This is a genomic window from Hoylesella buccalis ATCC 35310, from assembly GCF_000177075.1.
In the GTDB taxonomy this organism is placed as follows: Bacteria; Bacteroidota; Bacteroidia; order Bacteroidales; family Bacteroidaceae; genus Prevotella; species Prevotella buccalis.
The window spans coordinates 19,881-38,057 of the sequence record NZ_ADEG01000099.1 but is presented as its reverse complement, the minus strand read 5'-3'; the positions used below and the strand labels follow the sequence as shown (position 1 = coordinate 38,057).

Genomic DNA, 18,177 nt, shown 5'->3' with positions numbered 1-18,177 from the left:
GCCCAAGAGAGATGGGCATCATCCGACTCAGCAATCGCCCTTGGAAAGAAAACCTCGCAGCCAGTCAGCTGTCGAGCCTTGTCCTGTGAATCGACATCACAAAACTTAACCAAGACCGTCTCACCGCTTCTGAAGCGATATTCCTCCAAGAAGAAAGGCACGAAGATGCCATCAACCTTCAAAATGAGATAGGAACTCTCCGTACGAGCGAACACATCGTCGGTGAAATGGAATGACAACTCGCCTTTAACACCATGCGGTTTGCCAATCTTGCCTATGCGGTAAACATCTTCTTCCTTAATCATCAACACGTTTGATATGTGCGCCCAATGCATTGAGACGAGCCTCTATGTCCTCGTACCCTCTGTCTATCTGGGCAATGTTTTCTATTCTGCTGGTACCTTCAGCACTCAATGCCGCAATCAACAATGCGATACCGGCGCGGATGTCGGGACTGGTCATGCGGCCGGCACGCAACCTAAATTGGCGATCGTGCCCGATAACCACCGCACGATGCGGGTCGCATAGGATGATTTGAGCGCGCATGTCTATCAGTTTATCTACGAAAAACAGTCGGCTTTCAAACATTTTCTGATGAAAAAGCACGCAACCACACGCCTGTGTTGCCACCACCAACAGCACCGACAGCAAGTCGGGCGTAAGTCCTGGCCATGGGGCATCGCTCAAAGTCATGATGGTACCATCGATAAACGAGTCGATTTGGTAATGCGGTTGACGGGGAATGAGCAAATCGTTACCTTCAATCTTGATTTTAATTCCCAATCGTCTGAAAGTATCTGGGATGATTCCTAAGTGCCGAACAGCCACATCTTTGATTCTCACACCATTGCCTACCATTGCCGCCATGCCGATGAACGACCCCACCTCAATCATGTCTGGTAAGACCGTGTGTTTGGCTTTGTGCAGCGACTTGACGCCAACAATGGTCAACAAGTTCGATGCGATGCCGCTGATGTTGGCTCCCATGGCATTCAATAGATGACACAACTGCTGGATATAGGGTTCGCAAGCCGCATTGTACACGGTGGTTGTCCCCTCTGCCATCACGGCTGCCATGATGATATTGGCTGTTCCTGTAACCGACGCCTCATCCAAAAGCATGTAACAGCCTTTGAGCTTGTTTGCCGTTTCTATGTGATAAACGTCACGAGTTGCATCATGTCTAAACTTCGCGCCCAGTGCTTTGAAGCCTAGAAAGTGAGTGTCCAATCGACGACGACCTATCTTATCACCGCCTGGTTTGGCGATGGTACTCCTGCCAAAGCGACCCAACAAAGGGCCAATCATCAAGACAGAGCCGCGCAAGGATGAGCATTTGTTGACGAAAGCGTCGCTGTCCAGATAGTCGAGATTAACCTCGTCTGCCTGGAAAACATAGTCATTTTTATTGATTCGGGTGACCTTGACACCAATTTCTTGTATCAATTTGATCAAGTTGTTGACATCAAGAATGTCTGGAATATTCTTGATTGTGACAGGATCGGAGGTAAGAAGCGTTGCACAAATCACCTGCAACGCCTCGTTCTTGGCTCCTTGTGGCTTGATTGTTCCGCTCAGCTGATGGCCGCCTTCAATGACAAATGCCTCCATACGCTTATCGTCTCTTTTTCCTTCTTTCGTTGGGACGCGCGTCCATCCGGTCGAACTTGAAAGTATCAAGGTCAAGAACAATTTTGCCGTCGGTGAACTTTTCAAGGTCGAAAGCTACCTTCTCGTCATCCGAGGAGCCGTGTCCCCACTGCATTAGGTTGCGTTTCATCTGGTTTGCTGTAACGCGAGCCAACTCGTCACGTTCGTCACCAGGCTTCATGGTCTTGAGCTTTTCGAACATCTCGAACACCATGTTTCCATAGTGACGCACAGGAATTCGATTCATAGGATATTTCAATGGTTCGGGCTTTGCATAAATCTTGGCCGCCTGCGAAACATCATAAGGATAGTCGATGTCAAGCTTAAAGTTGCTCATGATGGCAAGATGATCCCACATTTTCCGTTGAACATCCTCGTTCTCACGACTCTGTGGAAACATTCGAGCCATGATTGCGACAATGGTTTCGGCACATCGTTGACGCTCATCCTTGTTGGTGAGCGATACAGCATGGTCTACCATGTTCTGCACTTCACGGCCATACTCGGGCAAGATGAGTTTCTCGCGCTGGGTATTATAATCTAATCCTTCAATATCCATAGTTCAATTTATTTATCAACTAAAAGCCTCGTCGCAGCGAGCCCCATGCTCTTAAAGCAACTTTTTGGGTGATTTGGCCACAAAGTCCTTCAAATAGAACGGGACGAAATAGGCCACATCCTCGAACTGTTCGTTCATCATGCGCTTCTCCGCCAATGGGAACATGTTCTTAGCCAAGGGTTCTACGCCTTTGATGAAATGCGCGTTAGGGTGGTTGATGGCCTCCAAACACTTCTCAGCACCATTCCCAAAGAAATATATGGGATGTTCATCCAAATATGATTTATACGTTTCGTGATCGACCACGTCGGCTTGTATCGGTCGAATTTCTTTCAAAGAACGGTCGAAGAGCTGCGCATACACCTCCATTCTACGGGCATCCAGCATGGGACACAGCAACGCATCTTCCTCTTGTATTTGCTCGCTCAACAACACGGGGACGCACAACAGCTCGAGCGTTGGAACGGAAATCAATTTGACCGAACGACCATAGCAAACGCCTTTGGCCATCGACACGCCAATTCGCAGCCCTGTATACGAACCCGGTCCACAACTCACTGCCACGCCATCGAGCGGAATCAAATGACTGTCTATGAACGACAGTGCTTCGTCTACATACGCACCCAACTTCACGGCATGATTGGGACCGCTGTGATCTTCTCTCTCAAAGATGCATGCTCCATCTTGGCTTACGGCCACGGAACACACGTCTGTACTCGTCTCTATGCTTAAAATACACGACATACGTATCGTAAATATTACCTAAATAAAATGCAAATTTACGCTTTTTTCCTGCAAAATGATTACTTTTGCATAAATTTAACGTGTTGAAATTATGATACAATCGATGACTGGTTACGGAAAGGCAACCACAATCTACAAGGAAAAGAAAATCAATGTCGAAATCAAATCACTCAACAGCAAGTCGCTTGATCTCTCTACACGTATCGCCCCACTGTACCGAGAGAAAGAATTAGAGATTCGCCAACAAGTCGCTCATGCGTTAGAGCGGGGCAAAATAGACTTCTCCATCTGGATAGAAAAAGACGCATCAACAGACCTTTCTCCCATTAACAGCGAGGTTGTTGAGAATTATTACAAGCAAATCAAACAAATAGCAGCCACGACCGGACTGCCCGAACCGCAAGATTGGTTCCGCACCTTACTCTCTCTTCCCGATGTGACCATCAAGACCGAGACCGAAGTGCTTGATGATGAAGAATGGGCTGTCGCACAAAAGACCATCACAGAGGCTCTCAACCAGCTCATCGACTTCCGCAAACAAGAAGGCGCCGCACTGCAAAAGAAGTTCACCGAGAAACTGGACAACATCACCAACCTGCTGAATGAGATTGAACCATACGAAAAGTTGCGTGTTGAAAAGATACGCGCTCGCATCGTTGACGGTCTCTCCCAGATACCTGATGTTGAGTATGATAAGAACCGTCTAGAGCAAGAACTGATTTATTACATCGAGAAACTCGACATCAGTGAGGAGAAACAACGGCTGGCTAATCACCTAAAATACTTCCGCACCACCATGAACGAGAACGAACCCGTTGGAAAGAAACTGGGCTTCATCGCACAAGAGATGGGCCGAGAAATCAACACAACGGGGTCGAAAAGTAATCTCGCAGAGTTGCAGAACATCGTGGTGAAGATGAAAGACGAACTGGAACAAATCAAAGAACAGGTGTTCAATGCACTGTAGACCATAGAAAAGGGGAGCCTCCCCCAACCCCTCCGAAGGAGGGGAGCTGTACAAAAAAGAGGTAGGAAATATTGGTAATTATTACGCTACTTAAATATAAGGGAGCTACACTGTTTGTACTTTGGGATAGAGGGAAAGGCTATTTTCATGAACATTGTTCACCACTCTTATGACTGTCATCAAGGAAATGGCGAAAAACAAGCAAGAAAGATATAAATACGAGACAGCTGATGCTTCTTTATACAAAGTATTGCAAGAGCGTGCACTGCAACATCGGAAACACCCAACGCAGGCTGAAGCCGCACTTTGGGAATACTTAAAAGGGAATCGTTTGGGGGCAAAATTCAGAAGACAGCATTTGATTGGCCAATATATACCCGATTTTGTATGCCTTTCCAAACAGTTGATTATTGAGGTGGATGGAGGTTATCATTTCATTGGCGACCAACTCATCTCTGACGAACAACGAACAGCATATCTCGAATCTTTTGGCTATCAGGTTATACGATTCACAAACGAAGAGGTGTTGGCAGACACACAAAACGTACTTAAGCAAATAAGACATATCATGAATCATCGAAACGAACAAAACAAACAGCAAACCGTACAGAATACGACGTCCTCTGATAAGGCTCCCCTCCTTCGGAGGGGCGGGGGGAGGCCACAATCCCATCTCATCATCTTCTCCGCACCCTCTGGCAGTGGTAAGAGCACTATCGTGAACTGGCTCATGGAAGAACATCCCGAACTAAAACTGGCTTTCTCCATCTCATGCACCAGTCGTAAACCAAGAGGTACGGAACGAGATGGCGTGGAATACTTCTTCGTCAGTCCTCAGGAGTTTCGCGAACGTATTGACAACGATGAGTTTTTGGAGTACGAGGAGGTATATGAAGACCGCTTTTACGGTACTTTGAAAGCGCAAGTGGACAAGCAGTTGGCTGCTGGGCAAAACGTTGTGTTCGACGTGGATGTCAAAGGTGGCATCAACATCAAACGGTTTTATGGCGAAAGGGCCTTGAGCATCTTCATACAGCCACCCTCGGTAGATGAGCTTCGACGTCGGTTGGAAGGGCGTGCCACCGACGCACAGAGTGTCATAGAAGACCGTCTGGCCAAGGCTTCATACGAGCTATCGTTCGCATCTCAATTTGACAAAATCGTAATCAATGACGATTTGGCAAAGGCGAAACAGGAAACATTGGAGGTCATCCGCTCATTTTTGGAAGAAGAGAAAGCGTGAAATCACCCGGCACGATGAAACAAGTAGGCATCTACGGTGGGTCTTTCAATCCCATACACAACGGACACGTCCAGTTGGCAAAGCATATTCTCAGGCTTTCCGCCTTGGATGAGATATGGTTCATGGTGTCCCCTCAAAATCCCTTGAAACTCCAAAACGAATTGCTCGACGACCATTTGCGCTTGGAAATGACACGCACGGCCCTTCAAAACGAGCCGAAACTCATCGCCTGCGATACCGAATTTCACCTGTCCAAACCATCATACACCTGGAACACGCTGCGACATTTATCCACCGAGTATCCCGAAGTATCATTCACGCTCATCATCGGAGCCGACAACTGGCTGGTATTCAATCAGTGGGCACACTATGAAGATATTCTGCGAAATTACGAGATTATCATCTATCCTCGCCGCAACGCTCCAATCAACAAACAAAGTTTGCCCCACAACGCTCACCTGTTGGACACGCCTCTCTACAACATCAGCAGCACCGAAGTGCGCCGACGCATCCAGCAAGGCGAAGATGTAAACCAACTGATTCCACCAAAAATCATTCCACTTGCCACTCGGTATTATCCTCACCCCTAAACGAAGGACTGATAAAAGAATTGGATAGGAACCCATCGCCACATCGCAATAAGGATTTCCTATCCAACATCATTTTGAGGTAATGAAGGGGATATGGCAGCAAAGTTTCACTATCTTTTTTCCAATCCCCTGCATTTATTCTGGAATTTATTTCAACTTAAAAGTGATAGGAAGTGTATATTGAACCCGTACAGGCTTGCCTTTTTCATATCCAGGCTTCCACTTCTTTTGCAACTTTGCCACTCTGAGGGCTTCCGCATCTAATAATGGGTCAATAGATCTGACAACCTTAAAGTTTGACAGCGACCCATCTTTTTCTACTATAAAACTCACGATGACGCGCCCTTCCAGTTTCTTTTTCTGCGCCTCTACGGGATATTTCATGTTTGTTGCCAAAAAATTCATTAAAGCAGGTATGCCTCCTTCGTACTCGGGCATCACTGATGATACCGAATACACTTTATCGTCACTATCTTTTACGGTGCCACCTTTCTTCTGTGTTTTAACAGGTGTCCGTTTCTTCTTGGGTTTTTGTGGTTGCGTCTGCCGCAAAACTTTTACGGCATCTTTCTTCACAATAGTGGGTTGTTCACTGATAGAGCGTGCGATACTCTCTATATTGCTCGCTGCGAGGAGTGCGGCTACGAGCGGAAGGAAAAACAAGTATTTAACCTTTCCTACGGGTTTTGTTCTGCGTTTGTTCATCATCTTGATTCTTTTTTTTAATGGTAAAACATTGAAGTTATTTGAAATTGTAGCTACATTCTTTTGATACGACAATCCTAATAGGTGGTATTGGTAGGTTTTAGAGTTGATTCCATTTGCCACCACTCGATGATCTGCCAAATATTCTATGTTCATTCTCACCTCTCGTCTCAACAACCATGCAAAAGGATTCATCCAACATGCGATGGTAAAGAGTTCGGAACAAATGACATCTATCGAATGCCATTGTCGGGCATGTGTCTGTTCGTGCACCAATATCTCGTGCAGTTGAATAGGCGTTTGTGCGTCGGGATTCACAAATATCCATTGGAAAAAGGAGAATGGACTGCCTTTGCCCTTAATGATATGCACCTTGCAACCGTCTATCTCGCGCGTTTTGGTGCGGATAACCATGGCCACAATCATGCCTACTTGCACCAACATCCGAAGTAAGAGTACCGCTACCCCACCTATATATATCCATTGCGCCACGTTCATCCAAGTCAACTCGGTCTTCTCTGCTCCGACAGTTAGCTCAGGAAGCACTACTTGCCGGTACGTTAATACCATTCCTTGAGAGGTTTCAGCGGTCATGAGCCAATCGATTGTTGGCATCAATGGAACCAAGAAGGCGACGGCATAAATGCCTAACAAAAGACCTCTTCTCCAGCCAAAGAACGTGTCTTTGGCACAAAACATCTGATAAAAACCATACAACAGTATGAGGGCTATGTTCACTTTGACGAGATAGATAAGCATAATCTGTATTTTTTAAGTGTGCGTGTTCAAATCTATTATTTTCTAACCAGCGATAGGGAAAGGTGTTTATTCGTTACCCTTCTCAATTTGGTCAATGATGTCTTGCAAATCTTCAGAAGACAGTTTCTCTTCTTTTGCAAAGAAAGACACCATGTCCTTGAACGAGTTACTAAAGTAATCACGAACAAAACGCGACATACAGTGCTGTTTGTACTTCTCTTCTGGAATAGCAGGAGAGTAAACGTAGGTGTTTCCCCGCTGCTCTTGATTTACAAAGTCTTTGCGCTTGAGGTTGTTCACCACCGAAGCAACAGTGGTGTATGGCGGTGGAGGCGTGCCCAGCTCACCCAATATTTGCTTTACCGTACAACTTCCTAATTGCCATATCCGTTGCATGACCTCTTCTTCTTGTACTGTCAATTTTTCCATATTCATCATCTTGCGTATTATCAACTTAAACCGTAAGCAACTGTCTGATGTCAGTCCATTGATTGCTTATCACTCGCAAATCTACGAACTTTTCGTAGTAATGTCAAGTATTTCTTTGTTAATAAATTATAAATATTTATCAAAAGTGATTGTTTGTAATATTATTACGAACATATCGTAATACTAATTTTTACACAAAACAGTACTCGTTATGGGTACTATTGGGCTGATTGATACACCAAAAAAAGATTCTATAACGTTTCGTATAGACAAGTATAAGAAGTCATAAAAAAACTACTTATCTATACGATCCGCTATAGAATCGCTAAAACCTACAAATTTACTATCGCATCAACGTACAATCAATAATTGGCATTTTCTGGATCGAACTCTGTCCAACCGTCAGCCCAGTTATCGTTTGCAGCAAAGGCTCCAATGTAAGAAACTGTCTTAAAGCCTTTCAATCCTGTGAAAGAAGCAGCGTTCAGCAACGGACTTGATGCCAAAGGTTTGAATGTTTTGGTATCAATCAGGCCTTCCCAAGATTCCTTCACGATGTTACCCTGTGATAAGAAGAAGGTGGTAGAGAATGATTTCTTGCTGCTATCTGCCTTCTTTGCCTTATAGTCAGTGACCAACTCGTCCTCATATTTCTTGTTCATATCCGAACCAATGGCATCCATACCTGCAAACCAGATGTTCTTCAAACTAAGTTTTCCAGCTGTGGCAGCACCCTGTGTGTCGCCCTTTTCATTATCAAGCATCAGGCCGATAGGATAGCCAATGGCCAACGTATTGTAACAACTCAAACGAGAGTTACGACGAATTTGCATGGCAGATTGGAACTTACCGAGTGCCGAACCATTATTGGGATTCATACTTCCACCTGTAATATAATCGGGCTTGTTTTGGAAGTTCTTATCCAATTTAGGTCCTATAAACGTGATATTCGAGAATTGTGCAGTGGTATAAGGCTCAACAGCCGATCCTGAACCATTGTTATCACTTTCAAATCCATTGCTTTGAGAGGCATCCGCAAGCTTCGAGTCACGTACAACAAGACCAAATTGTACCGTACCGCAATAGCCATTGTCTGTGTCAAAATCATCATCCCAACCTTTGTAAGCAATGAGATACTTAGCGTTTACCGCACCTCCAAACCACTCGTAAGAGTCGTCATTGGAGTAAGAAACCTGGATATGGTCGAGCTGTGTGCCACTTCCTACCGAGCCCAAGGTCAAACCATTGATTTCTTTATCCTGTCTGAATGGATAACCAGCAAACTCAATACGCACATAACTCAACACACCCGAGTTGTCTGCATTGTCATTACCTCCATGCTTGGTGCGTGGACCTCCTTCTATTTCCATTTCCTGCTGATTGTTTACAGCCTTTCCACAGAGGATGACACCACCCCAATCTCCAGGCTTTCGGTTGCCTTTGGCTTGTGCCGATGTAAACACAATAGGTTCTGTAGGCGTGCCTTTCGCAATGAGTTTTCCACCTCGTTCGGCAATCAGGGCAGCCTTTGTCGCCTTATCACCCTTGATGATAGTACCAGGTTCAATGGTCAGTTCCGAGCCTTCGGCAATATACACCCAGCCCATCAGTAGATAAGTACCTTTCTTTAACGTTTGTTTCCCCTTGAAGACAAACTCCTGATTGCCATTGCCAATCTCTTTACCATTAGGGTCTTCCTTACCATTCGTAAACAATAAGTGGTCGCAACTCTTTAACCCACCATCTGTTCCCCAAACGTATTGGGGCGTTGACTCCTTTTTATCAACTGGCTCATCATCATCATCTCCACAAGCAGTAAAACCGAGAGAGAGCGTTAGGACTGTCATCAATCCCCATAAATTCAAACTTTTTTTCATCTTTGTTTTGTTTTAATCAATGAACGAAATATGATATTTAAATTAACTTAGTTTTCAAAATTGATAGATAACCGACAACGATAAATTGCGTCCGGGTTGATAACAACGACTGATTTCGGTTACCTCTTTCTTGGCTCCATCAGCGTAGGTTACGTCAGCAAATTGCTTATAATACACTTTCTGTGCTAACAGATCGCGCACTCCTAACTTAAGTTCCCAGTGATTTCCAAACTTTTTAGAAGCCGTCAAGTCAATGACATCTCGTGGCATCTCATAGCTATCGGGCACGCGGGCATTGATGTTGTCGCCCGAGGTGGTGCCTTCGCTACGTCCCACACCTATGATACGTTTACCTATGCGATTGTATAACAAGGCGATGTGCATTTGGTGCGCCTCGTTCTTATAAAATATTCCTGTGTTAATCAGATAAGGTGACTGTCCTTGCATGGGTCTGTCTTTTTCCTTGGCCCCCTTTTCAAACTGCACACTACTTTTAATCAAAGCCCCGTTGAGTGACCAACTGAAATGAGGAAGTCCGATGAAATCAAGCGTTTTCTTGATGTCCAACTCCAGTCCATAATTGTTAGCAGCCAAGGCATTGATGTACGAATAATTCAAATCTGTACCTCCTGTCACCGTATAGGTCCACTCAATAGGATGCTTAAAGTGTTTGTAAAAAGCTGCTACAGATATCTGTTCACCTCGGCTTGGATAGTATTCGTATCGCAAATCGATGTTATCCACATACGCATTTTTTAAGTTAGGATTGCCTTTTACATCGGAAGCTAAATCGAAATCATAATATACCGACGACGACACCTCACGAAACTCTGGCCGGTTGATACTTCTGCCATACGACAAACGCAGTTGATGTTGATCATTAAACTTATAGGTGGTGTTGAGCGAGGGAAACAAGTCGTTGGTTTTATAAAATGTACTGACATGACTCACTTCTGTGTCTCGTGTATTTGATACCAACTCCATGTTGTTATGTTCAAATCGGACACCGGCGTAGATACCTAACTTGCCAAAGGGGAGAGACATTGCCAAGTATCCTGCGCCTAATGTATTGTGTCCGATATAGTCGTTGCGCATGTGCATCTGCTCCAGCAAGTGCAACTTGTCCACACCAAAGTAAGAGGCATCGCTCAGCAGGGTTGGCATCTCCATGTACCTGAATCCGTCTGGCATGTTGTTGTTAGACGTGTTCCAATTGTATATCAATTCGCGAGTTGTGTAATCGCGGGTACGATATTCGCCATACGCACCATACTTCAAAAATGGCTCCCATTGCCCCCAATTAAAGGTTATCTTGTCGTTCACACTCCCCGATACAATGTGCTCATCCAAATGTGTCCACTCACGTGACACATCGTTTCCTGTCAACAATCCTAACCGATTGGTCTCGATGGCATCGTTAACCAAATAGCGTCGGCGGTCGGGAATGTGCCGATTGGCGTATGCATAGCCCACATTCCAGTCCAACTCGTGCGCCTTGAGCGTATGCTTTCCGGTAAGCTGTGCATTATAGGTGGTGCGACTACGATAATAATATTCTGCCGATTGTTCATTGTTCGACTGTGCACTGATGCCGTTACGCTCGGTATAGCGATTGTTGCCCAACTGGTTAAAGATATTCTTCAATTGGTATTTGTTTTTCCCATTTTTCGACATGAGCGTAAGATTGAACATACTACCCAAGCGCACATTGTTGTTAAACTGGTTGTCAACCGATTGGCGCAGATAGTTCTCGCGGTCGTTTTGAGCGTCATAAATGCCAAACAGGTTGTTCTCCATGTCCCGATAGGTTCTGTATTCGTTACTGTAATTCAGCACAACAATCATCCCCAGTCGATACCGATTCACGTCCCATTGGTGATTCCAATTGGCAGAAAGTTTCAAATCTCCCAAAGGTTTCTTCGTCTTCTCGTGCCAGTCATTGTTCAATCCGTTATCCAATAAGCTAATCGCTTGATCTGATAAGGTTTTCAGTTGACTGTGAATACCGCCGTCTAACGAGCGCAAACCGCCATCAAATCCAAGAAAATCGGTATTCGAACCTTTGGCATAAGTAAAGTCTTGAAATGCCGATTGGGTATTCCAATTGCCTCCTAAGGATAGCGAGAACGAGTTTTCTGACGGTATCTCCTTTGTGTTCAACAGAATAAATCCACCACTATAATCAGATGGATATTCGGGCGATTGGGTTTTTACAATCAACAAATTGTCTATTTGTGAGCTGGGTACAATATCAAACGAGAAAGCCCTTGAGTCGGCTTCACTGCTGGGAACGGCACCCCCATTCACCCATACATTATTATAACGCTGAGACAGTCCGCGCACCATCACGAATTTATCTTCTATTAAACTCACACCCGGCACACGCCTGATTACCTCTCCGGCGTTTGAGTCTTGCGTGCGACGAATCTCTTGCGAAGAGATGTTGCTCATCACATACGGACTCTCTTTCGCCAACTGTACCATGGCAGTCTCAGTGGTTTGTTTGACGGCAGCCGTTATCTGCACTTCTTTCAGCGTCTGCTCGTCAGCGCTCATCTCTACCACCAAGTCGGTGGTGCCGGTGAGAACCCCTCGAAGCGTTTTGGCCTTATAAGAAACGTACCTTATTATAAGCGTGTATTTCTGTTCCTTGAGCCCGGTAAGCCTAAACCTTCCATCCATGTCGGTGACGCCGGTAGGCTTGCCACCTGCTATCTCAATGGTCGCACCTATCAACGGCTCTTTGCTTTTAGCATCCACCACCGTGCCGCTAATCTCTTGGCCGGCCATTTGTAAACTCATCAGTAGTAGCATGCATACAGCTACCAATCCCCTTTTCATTGTCTTCATTAGAAATACTGAACTAATTTTTACGCTGCAAAAGTACGGGTATGATGTTGCATTTTCATTTCCGTAATATGATGATAACGATACAACTATGTGACAAATTCACAACATGTATTTCATTACTATTGCAACTTGCTGTGCGCCAAACCTGCCTGGCGATGAATCGCACCTTCATCCTTCCACGTTCTCCATTTTAAATTGACAGAGGCGGATCGTGATGTATCACGCCTTCCACAATTTGTTCGATTTTTTATCAAAATAAGTCTCCTAAAATAGCAGTTGAAAACTTTCAATCTAGAAAAAATCAATAGGCAAGCAAGGAGCAAATAGCAGATTATTTGGCTGAAATATCGCCCTTTTTCATGAAAAGCATTGAGATAATGCTGCAAGAAGCATCACTTTGCGGAGCAATAGGCATGTTATTGCCCACCAAAAGCATGCAGATTGGAGGTTAAAAGCTATGCTATTGGCGACAAAAAGCAACAGGGATAGCAGACAAGCGGTGTACTATTTCTGTAACAAACTATACCACAGACACATACAAAAGTCGCTCATCCTTGCGTTATTTGCAACCACAGGCATGACTGTTTGCAAATAAGCCAAGGAGAAAGAGGTACGTTGTCAAGAATATTCATTGACATGAACCCACTTTTTTCGCCATCTTTCAATGAGGTGTGAATATTTAATACTGGGTCAAAATAAAACTAAAATAATTGTTCGGTATGGTTTATTTTCGTACCTTTGAAATCTAATCAACAACTAACCATACCATCATGTCAGATAGCCAATACTGTGTCATTCTGGCCGGAGGAAAGGGTAAACGCCTTTGGCCTTGCAGTCGTGAAGCCACGCCGAAACAATTCATAGACTTCTTTGGCACAGGACGTACGCTTTTGCAGCAGACATACGACCGGATGCTCAAGGTGGTTTCACCCGATAACATCTTCATCAGCACCAATCAGTCGTATCTTGATGACGTTCATCAGCAGTTGCCCGACATCCCGGAAGACCGCATCTTGGCCGAACCTATCCATCGTAACACTGCACCAAGCGTGGCATGGGCCGCACATCGCATCATGCGATTCAACCCCGACGCCAACCTATTGGTGACACCGTCCGACCAAATGATTCAGAACGAGGATGCCTTTGTAAGCGACATCCAAGAAGGATTTGCTTTCGTCAGTCAGAGAGATGAGTTGCTAACCCTGGGTATCAAGCCCACCAGACCAGAACCCGGATATGGCTACATTCAATTGGGCGAACCGGCGGGGAATGGCGTTTATCAAGTACAGTCGTTCACCGAAAAACCCGAAAGAGATTTTGCCAAGATGTTTGTGGAAAGCGGTGAGTTTTATTGGAACACGGGCATGTTCATGGCAAACATACGTTATTTGAGCCACTGTCTGTTCAAGTTACTGCCCTCTGTGTTGCGCAATCTCGACGCCATGACACCCAATTGGACCATCGAAGAGGAGAACCATTTCATCAATAAAAACTTCCCGCTGTACCCCAACCTATCGGTTGACAACGGCGTACTGGAGAAATCAGACCGGGTATACGTCATGAAGTGCAACTTTGGTTGGGCCGACATCGGCACTTGGCACAGCATTTACGAGGCCATGCAGAAGAGCGAATCGGACAATGTGGTGATTGACAGCGACGTCATCCTTGAAGATTGCCAAAACAACGTCATCAAGTTGCCGAAGAATAAACTGGCCATCCTCAACGGACTGGAAGGGTATATCATTGCCGAACATGGCAACGTATTGCTTATTTGCAAGAAAGAAGACTCGTCAGCCTTGGTGCGGAAGTACGTTAACGAGGTACAAATCAAGAAGGGAACGGACTATATTTAGACGTTCTCTGGTTTGACCTTACCTTTTAATTATATAAAAACAATTAGACGAGTGATTTCACATGATGAAGAAATCTCTTCATCATGATTATGGTATGTGCCATCCAAGATGAGTTCACCGCATCTAACACTCGCCACAAAGTCGAAATAAGGTCGCAACAACTCAATGGTCAACACGTCACGCATCATCGACTTATCGGTAAAAGGAGCCAGCAAAAGCAGTGATACAAGCGTAGACTACAAGACATATTATTAGTTTTTTCATCTATTATACAGTATTCAATAAGGATTATATGATTGATTCATAAGAGGTCAGCGCGCAGACATTTCTATTAAGTTTACATTCAGTCCCGTTATTTCCAGCATCGGTTCGCAACCACGAGTGTCTTCTTTTTTCCACTTCACGGTCACCGTTTTCTGTTCACCGGGCATGAGGTGGAAATAATTGTCGCTATAGTCAACCGGCAAAATTTGCAGGGTATCGTTGCCTTTTAAGTTGATGCGGTTCATCATGGCGGGTGTGGCACTCTCGTTTTTCAGCACAACCGTTGCCTGAGTTCCTTCCCATTTAACATGTGTGGTCAACGTTACCATGGGCAAACGCCTAAGTTCTTGCAGGTTTCCTTCATCGGTCGAGCAGACATAGAAGTTGTCTGACAGCACCTGGTTGTCATCATCTATCAATTTCATCTTCAAAAAGTAGACCGTCCCTGGCATGTCAGGCTCTTCTATTTTAGTGCATACAACGGTCGTGTCAGGCTTGCTCTGCAACGCCATCTCATGAGATGAAAGTCGCTTGCCATGGATATCCAGCACCTCACATTGTGCCCTCAAGGTCCCGTGCACCACTTTATTTAGGTTGACAACCTCCATGTTTCGCGTGCTTGCATTCCACTGAATATGCAACGGCTCGCATGCTTTTTTCACGCCAAAGAAAGCGGCTGTAGGTTCAAAGTAGTAGTCGTATGTCTGCCAAGTCATGCTGGGCCAACACGAATGGCTCATCCATATCAACAATCCCAACCGTTCTTTGCTTCCTGACTCATACATGGCACGATAGCCTTCATAGTTCACCCACTGCGCAAGAGCGGTGAACTGCTTGGCGTTTTGCACCTTTCCGAACGCCTTTTCGATGATTTTGTTGAACGAATCTCCTTGCTGTGCTCCTTGCAACGTGTAGTCATGCTGTCCCCATTGTGCATTCTGAGGCCATAAAGCCTCTGGACTTAGTGTTCTCGAAAGTCCTTCGAAGGTCATGACATTTGGCATTCCACGCTCCGAATGCAGCTTACCAGTCTGCTTTTCAAAGTATTCTTTCGCAGGCAAGGCACGGTATGGACCATGCCCACTGATGCCATCATCGGCCGAACTTGACACATAACAAAGTCCTGGATGCAACGTCTGTACAAATTGACGCAGCGCCCTATCGATCGTTTCGGGTGGATAACCCTCATTTCGTCCACAGTACAAACCGATACTCGGATGCTTTCTAATGCGGTACACATAATCCTTTGCATTCTTCAGAAACATGTCCTCGTCCATCGGATCGGGTCCATCAGCAGGATTAGCCAGCCAAAAATCTTGCCACACCATAATGCCATAGCGGTCACAAGCCTCGTAAAACTCCTCATCACCGGTCTGCCCTACCCAGTTGCGTATCATGTTATAATTCATATCGCGGTGATACTTCACGGCAATATCGTATTCCCTACCCCGATAGTTCAGATTGCTCTCACTGAAGCCCCAGTTGCCTCCCAGTGGCACGAAGCGTTTCCCATTGACATACATCGTCAGTCGGGTATCAACATCCCGATACCCTATTTCACGAATTCCGGCCTTGAACGTCAGCTCGTCCAACACCTTTCCGTCCACCTCAAACGTAAATCCAGCGTCGTAAAGATAAGGTGCTCCATAACCATTGGGCCACCACAAACGCAGACGACGGTTCTTCAAATCGGCGAATTTCGATGGGTCAAACGTTGCTTCCACCGTGGCCAATGCGGGCAACGTCACGGTTTTTTCAAACTTCACCTCGCCTATCCAGCCCTTCAACCGTCCTGTCACAGCATGCGATTCGTTGTTTTTCAGTACGATTGACGGTGTGACCGTAGCCAACGTATCAGGCAGATTCAAGCACGAAGTCACCACTGGATCTGTCAAACTCACCCCACCTTCAGCAGACAGATACACGTCATTCCAAATACCGATGTTACGCCCACGGATGGTAGAGATCCAGTCCCACCCAATCGTGGCATGGAACGTAGGATTGTCATAACCCAAGATTCCCCCATTAAAGTCGGTATTCATCTCATTCTTTTCCTTGACAGCACCTGGATGTTGATTCTTCACAATCTCCACGGCCAGCACATTCTCGCCCGCTACGAGCAGTTTGCTAACGTCGATTCTTCCACGAACAAACGCCCCTTCCATACGATCAACCCTCTTTCCATTGAGGTAGATGTCGGCCTTCCAATTAATGCCATCAAGGTTCAAAAACACATGTTTGCCCAACATTGCTTGGGGAACGCGGAACGAGCGACGATACCAAAAGTTGGAATTGAAGAACGATTCGGAAATCATGAACAGATGGTCGGCATAGTTTGGATTGGGTATGGCGCCTATGTTCATATAGCTCGACAGCACCGTGGCAGGCACTGTGCCCGTTATCCACTCACTGTCGTCAAAGGCTGCTTGCGCAATTTGTTCGCCCGTTGCCCGCACTTGCGAGGCACGCTGCAATCGCCAGTGTCCTCCATTGAGCGAAAGTTGGTTGCCATCCAGCCGGCTTTGTGTCTTAGGATGCGCCACCAATCCCCCACGCCCCATCACTTCCAACTCACTGATTGCATAACGTTGTCCCGCCCGTGCACCCTGCATGTTCACACGAACATATCTGGCCGTGGCCTTGCAGTCGTACTCATCGAGGGTCACATTCTTGGAAGACAACTTACATAGCGGTCGCCATCGCTGGGCATCATCAGACACTTCAAGCATTCCTTGCATGGCCTTTTGCACCCAATGCAACCGAATTTTGTCAAAAGAGGCCTTCACGCCCAAATCAACATACACCCATTGGTTGCCGCCCTCCGCACTCATCCAACAGCTGTTGAAGACAGACGAAGGCAACAGGTCGGTCATTGGTCGCCCGTCTTGATAAAACTTCAATTCGGTAACGGTCCAGTAAGCAGCGCCATCCATGTCCAATGCCAAGCGAAAGTCGCTGAAAGCTTTACCCTTGGTGTTGAGGTTGAAGCTGATATTGATCTTTCGCGTAGGCAACAAGTCACCGCCCGTATTCTTGTTAGGGTCGCTGTGTGCCTTGTATTTCGAAGCCTCTCCGGGCAATGCTTCTCCACGTTTCTCGTCCAACACCACCCATTGTCCTTTGCGATTCTTACCCATCACCTTGATGGAAAACCCATTCTTGGCCACTTCGGGCTGATAGGCTACGCTGGCAAACAGCTTCACTTGGTTGGCCTTGATGCTCATTCCCTGCCAGTGGTACTCTAACTTTGCCCGGCTACCCATCAAGATATTGCGGGTATACTCTCCGCCATCAATGGCCCATTCGCGTTCGCGAAGGGGCAAAACGCCACTATTGGTGCTTGCTACCAGATAGGCAGAACCCAGACGAGTGATGATGCCATCGGTGAGCAATTGTGCCGTGAGATTGTAATCATAGCTCGAAGAATGGTACGCCTGGCGATGCAAAGCGATGTTACGATAGGTGTCATCCTGCACTAACATAGGCACATAAGCCTCTTGCACACACCCTGGATAAATACCAACGCCACGAGTATAGGTTTGTGCAAAAGCAAATTGTACCCAAAAAGTCATCACTACCAAAAAGCAATAAAAATATCTTGAATGCCGTATCATATTGTATGTCGTTGAAAATTGATTGTTGATTGTTTGACAAAAATAAGCATAAAGTACAAGAACACAAAAGGTT

General features: G+C 45.7%; 13 protein-coding genes. 4 read left to right on the top strand and 9 right to left on the bottom strand.

The window, feature by feature from the left end; translation table 11 throughout:
* The 4 genes from HMPREF0650_RS11215 to tsaB form a co-directional block, all read right to left on the bottom strand.
* The coding region (locus HMPREF0650_RS11215; protein WP_004350885.1) for a ribosome maturation factor RimM at positions 1 to 305 on the bottom strand (305 nt) is incomplete at its 3' end.
* Positions 298 to 1,611 carry a UDP-N-acetylglucosamine 1-carboxyvinyltransferase gene (gene murA, locus HMPREF0650_RS11210; protein ID WP_004350884.1) on the bottom strand — a complete coding sequence of 438 codons (1,314 nt, stop codon included), beginning with the start codon at positions 1,609 to 1,611 and terminating at the stop codon, positions 298 to 300. The genes murA and HMPREF0650_RS11215, both read right to left, overlap by 8 nt.
* Positions 1,612 to 1,615: 4 nt before the next feature.
* The gene (locus HMPREF0650_RS11205; protein ID WP_004350882.1) at positions 1,616 to 2,209 is read right to left on the bottom strand and encodes a DUF4290 domain-containing protein; all 594 of its coding nucleotides are present in this window, start codon (positions 2,207 to 2,209) and stop codon (positions 1,616 to 1,618) included.
* Between the two features lie 51 nt (positions 2,210 to 2,260).
* Entirely contained in the window at positions 2,261 to 2,953 is a 693-nt protein-coding gene (tsaB, locus tag HMPREF0650_RS11200) for a tRNA (adenosine(37)-N6)-threonylcarbamoyltransferase complex dimerization subunit type 1 TsaB (protein ID WP_004350880.1), read from the bottom strand.
* Between the two features lie 91 nt (positions 2,954 to 3,044).
* On the opposite strand from tsaB, the gene HMPREF0650_RS11195 reads away from it, so the two are divergent.
* The 3 genes from HMPREF0650_RS11195 (at position 3,045) to nadD (ending at position 5,753) form a co-directional block, all read left to right on the top strand.
* Positions 3,045 to 3,920, top strand: a complete 876-nt coding sequence (locus HMPREF0650_RS11195; RefSeq protein ID WP_004350879.1) for a YicC/YloC family endoribonuclease — start codon at positions 3,045 to 3,047, stop codon at positions 3,918 to 3,920.
* Positions 3,921 to 4,089: 169 nt separating this feature from the next.
* Entirely contained in the window at positions 4,090 to 5,163 is a 1,074-nt protein-coding gene (gmk, locus tag HMPREF0650_RS12870; RefSeq protein WP_004350877.1) for a guanylate kinase, read from the top strand.
* Between the two features lie 14 nt (positions 5,164 to 5,177).
* Entirely contained in the window at positions 5,178 to 5,753 is a 576-nt protein-coding gene (gene nadD / locus HMPREF0650_RS11185) for a nicotinate (nicotinamide) nucleotide adenylyltransferase (protein ID WP_004350875.1), read from the top strand.
* Between the two features lie 147 nt (positions 5,754 to 5,900).
* On the opposite strand, the gene HMPREF0650_RS11180 is transcribed toward nadD, so the two are convergent.
* The 4 genes from HMPREF0650_RS11180 to HMPREF0650_RS11165 form a co-directional block, all read right to left on the bottom strand.
* Positions 5,901 to 7,217, bottom strand: a complete 1,317-nt coding sequence (locus HMPREF0650_RS11180; protein WP_004350874.1) for a M56 family metallopeptidase — start codon at positions 7,215 to 7,217, stop codon at positions 5,901 to 5,903.
* 66 nt (positions 7,218 to 7,283) lie between these two features.
* Positions 7,284 to 7,652, bottom strand: coding sequence for a BlaI/MecI/CopY family transcriptional regulator (locus HMPREF0650_RS11175; RefSeq protein WP_025072043.1), 369 nt, complete (start codon positions 7,650 to 7,652; stop codon positions 7,284 to 7,286).
* 356 nt (positions 7,653 to 8,008) lie between these two features.
* Positions 8,009 to 9,523, bottom strand: a complete 1,515-nt coding sequence (locus tag HMPREF0650_RS11170) for a beta-helix domain-containing protein (protein WP_004350871.1) — start codon at positions 9,521 to 9,523, stop codon at positions 8,009 to 8,011.
* A 54-nt stretch (positions 9,524 to 9,577) separates the two neighbouring features.
* On the bottom strand, positions 9,578 to 12,373 hold the full coding sequence (locus tag HMPREF0650_RS11165; protein ID WP_004350870.1) for a TonB-dependent receptor: 2,796 nt from the start codon (positions 12,371 to 12,373) through the stop codon (positions 9,578 to 9,580).
* 770 nt (positions 12,374 to 13,143) lie between these two features.
* Here HMPREF0650_RS11165 and HMPREF0650_RS11160 point away from each other — a divergent pair.
* Positions 13,144 to 14,226 (top strand): mannose-1-phosphate guanylyltransferase, encoded by a 1,083-nt coding sequence (locus tag HMPREF0650_RS11160; RefSeq protein WP_004350867.1) that lies wholly within the window; start codon positions 13,144 to 13,146, stop codon positions 14,224 to 14,226.
* Positions 14,227 to 14,537: 311 nt separating this feature from the next.
* Here the strand turns inward: HMPREF0650_RS11160 and HMPREF0650_RS11155 are convergent, their stop codons facing one another.
* On the bottom strand, positions 14,538 to 18,104 hold the full coding sequence (locus HMPREF0650_RS11155) for a glycosyl hydrolase 2 galactose-binding domain-containing protein (RefSeq protein WP_004350865.1): 3,567 nt from the start codon (positions 18,102 to 18,104) through the stop codon (positions 14,538 to 14,540).
* Positions 18,105 to 18,177: the final 73 nt, after the last annotated feature.

Coding starts and splice junctions, on each gene's coding strand:
- murA (WP_004350884.1), bottom strand. CDS start 1,611: ATGGAGGCATTTGTCATTGAAGGCGGCCATCAGCTGAGCGGAACAATC.
- HMPREF0650_RS11205 (WP_004350882.1), bottom strand. CDS start 2,209: ATGGATATTGAAGGATTAGATTATAATACCCAGCGCGAGAAACTCATC.
- tsaB (WP_004350880.1), bottom strand. CDS start 2,953: ATGTCGTGTATTTTAAGCATAGAGACGAGTACAGACGTGTGTTCCGTG.
- HMPREF0650_RS11195 (WP_004350879.1), top strand. CDS start 3,045: ATGATACAATCGATGACTGGTTACGGAAAGGCAACCACAATCTACAAG.
- gmk (WP_004350877.1), top strand. CDS start 4,090: ATGACTGTCATCAAGGAAATGGCGAAAAACAAGCAAGAAAGATATAAA.
- nadD (WP_004350875.1), top strand. CDS start 5,178: ATGAAACAAGTAGGCATCTACGGTGGGTCTTTCAATCCCATACACAAC.
- HMPREF0650_RS11180 (WP_004350874.1), bottom strand. CDS start 7,217: ATGCTTATCTATCTCGTCAAAGTGAACATAGCCCTCATACTGTTGTAT.
- HMPREF0650_RS11175 (WP_025072043.1), bottom strand. CDS start 7,652: ATGAATATGGAAAAATTGACAGTACAAGAAGAAGAGGTCATGCAACGG.
- HMPREF0650_RS11170 (WP_004350871.1), bottom strand. CDS start 9,523: ATGAAAAAAAGTTTGAATTTATGGGGATTGATGACAGTCCTAACGCTC.
- HMPREF0650_RS11165 (WP_004350870.1), bottom strand. CDS start 12,373: ATGAAGACAATGAAAAGGGGATTGGTAGCTGTATGCATGCTACTACTG.
- HMPREF0650_RS11160 (WP_004350867.1), top strand. CDS start 13,144: ATGTCAGATAGCCAATACTGTGTCATTCTGGCCGGAGGAAAGGGTAAA.
- HMPREF0650_RS11155 (WP_004350865.1), bottom strand. CDS start 18,104: ATGATACGGCATTCAAGATATTTTTATTGCTTTTTGGTAGTGATGACT.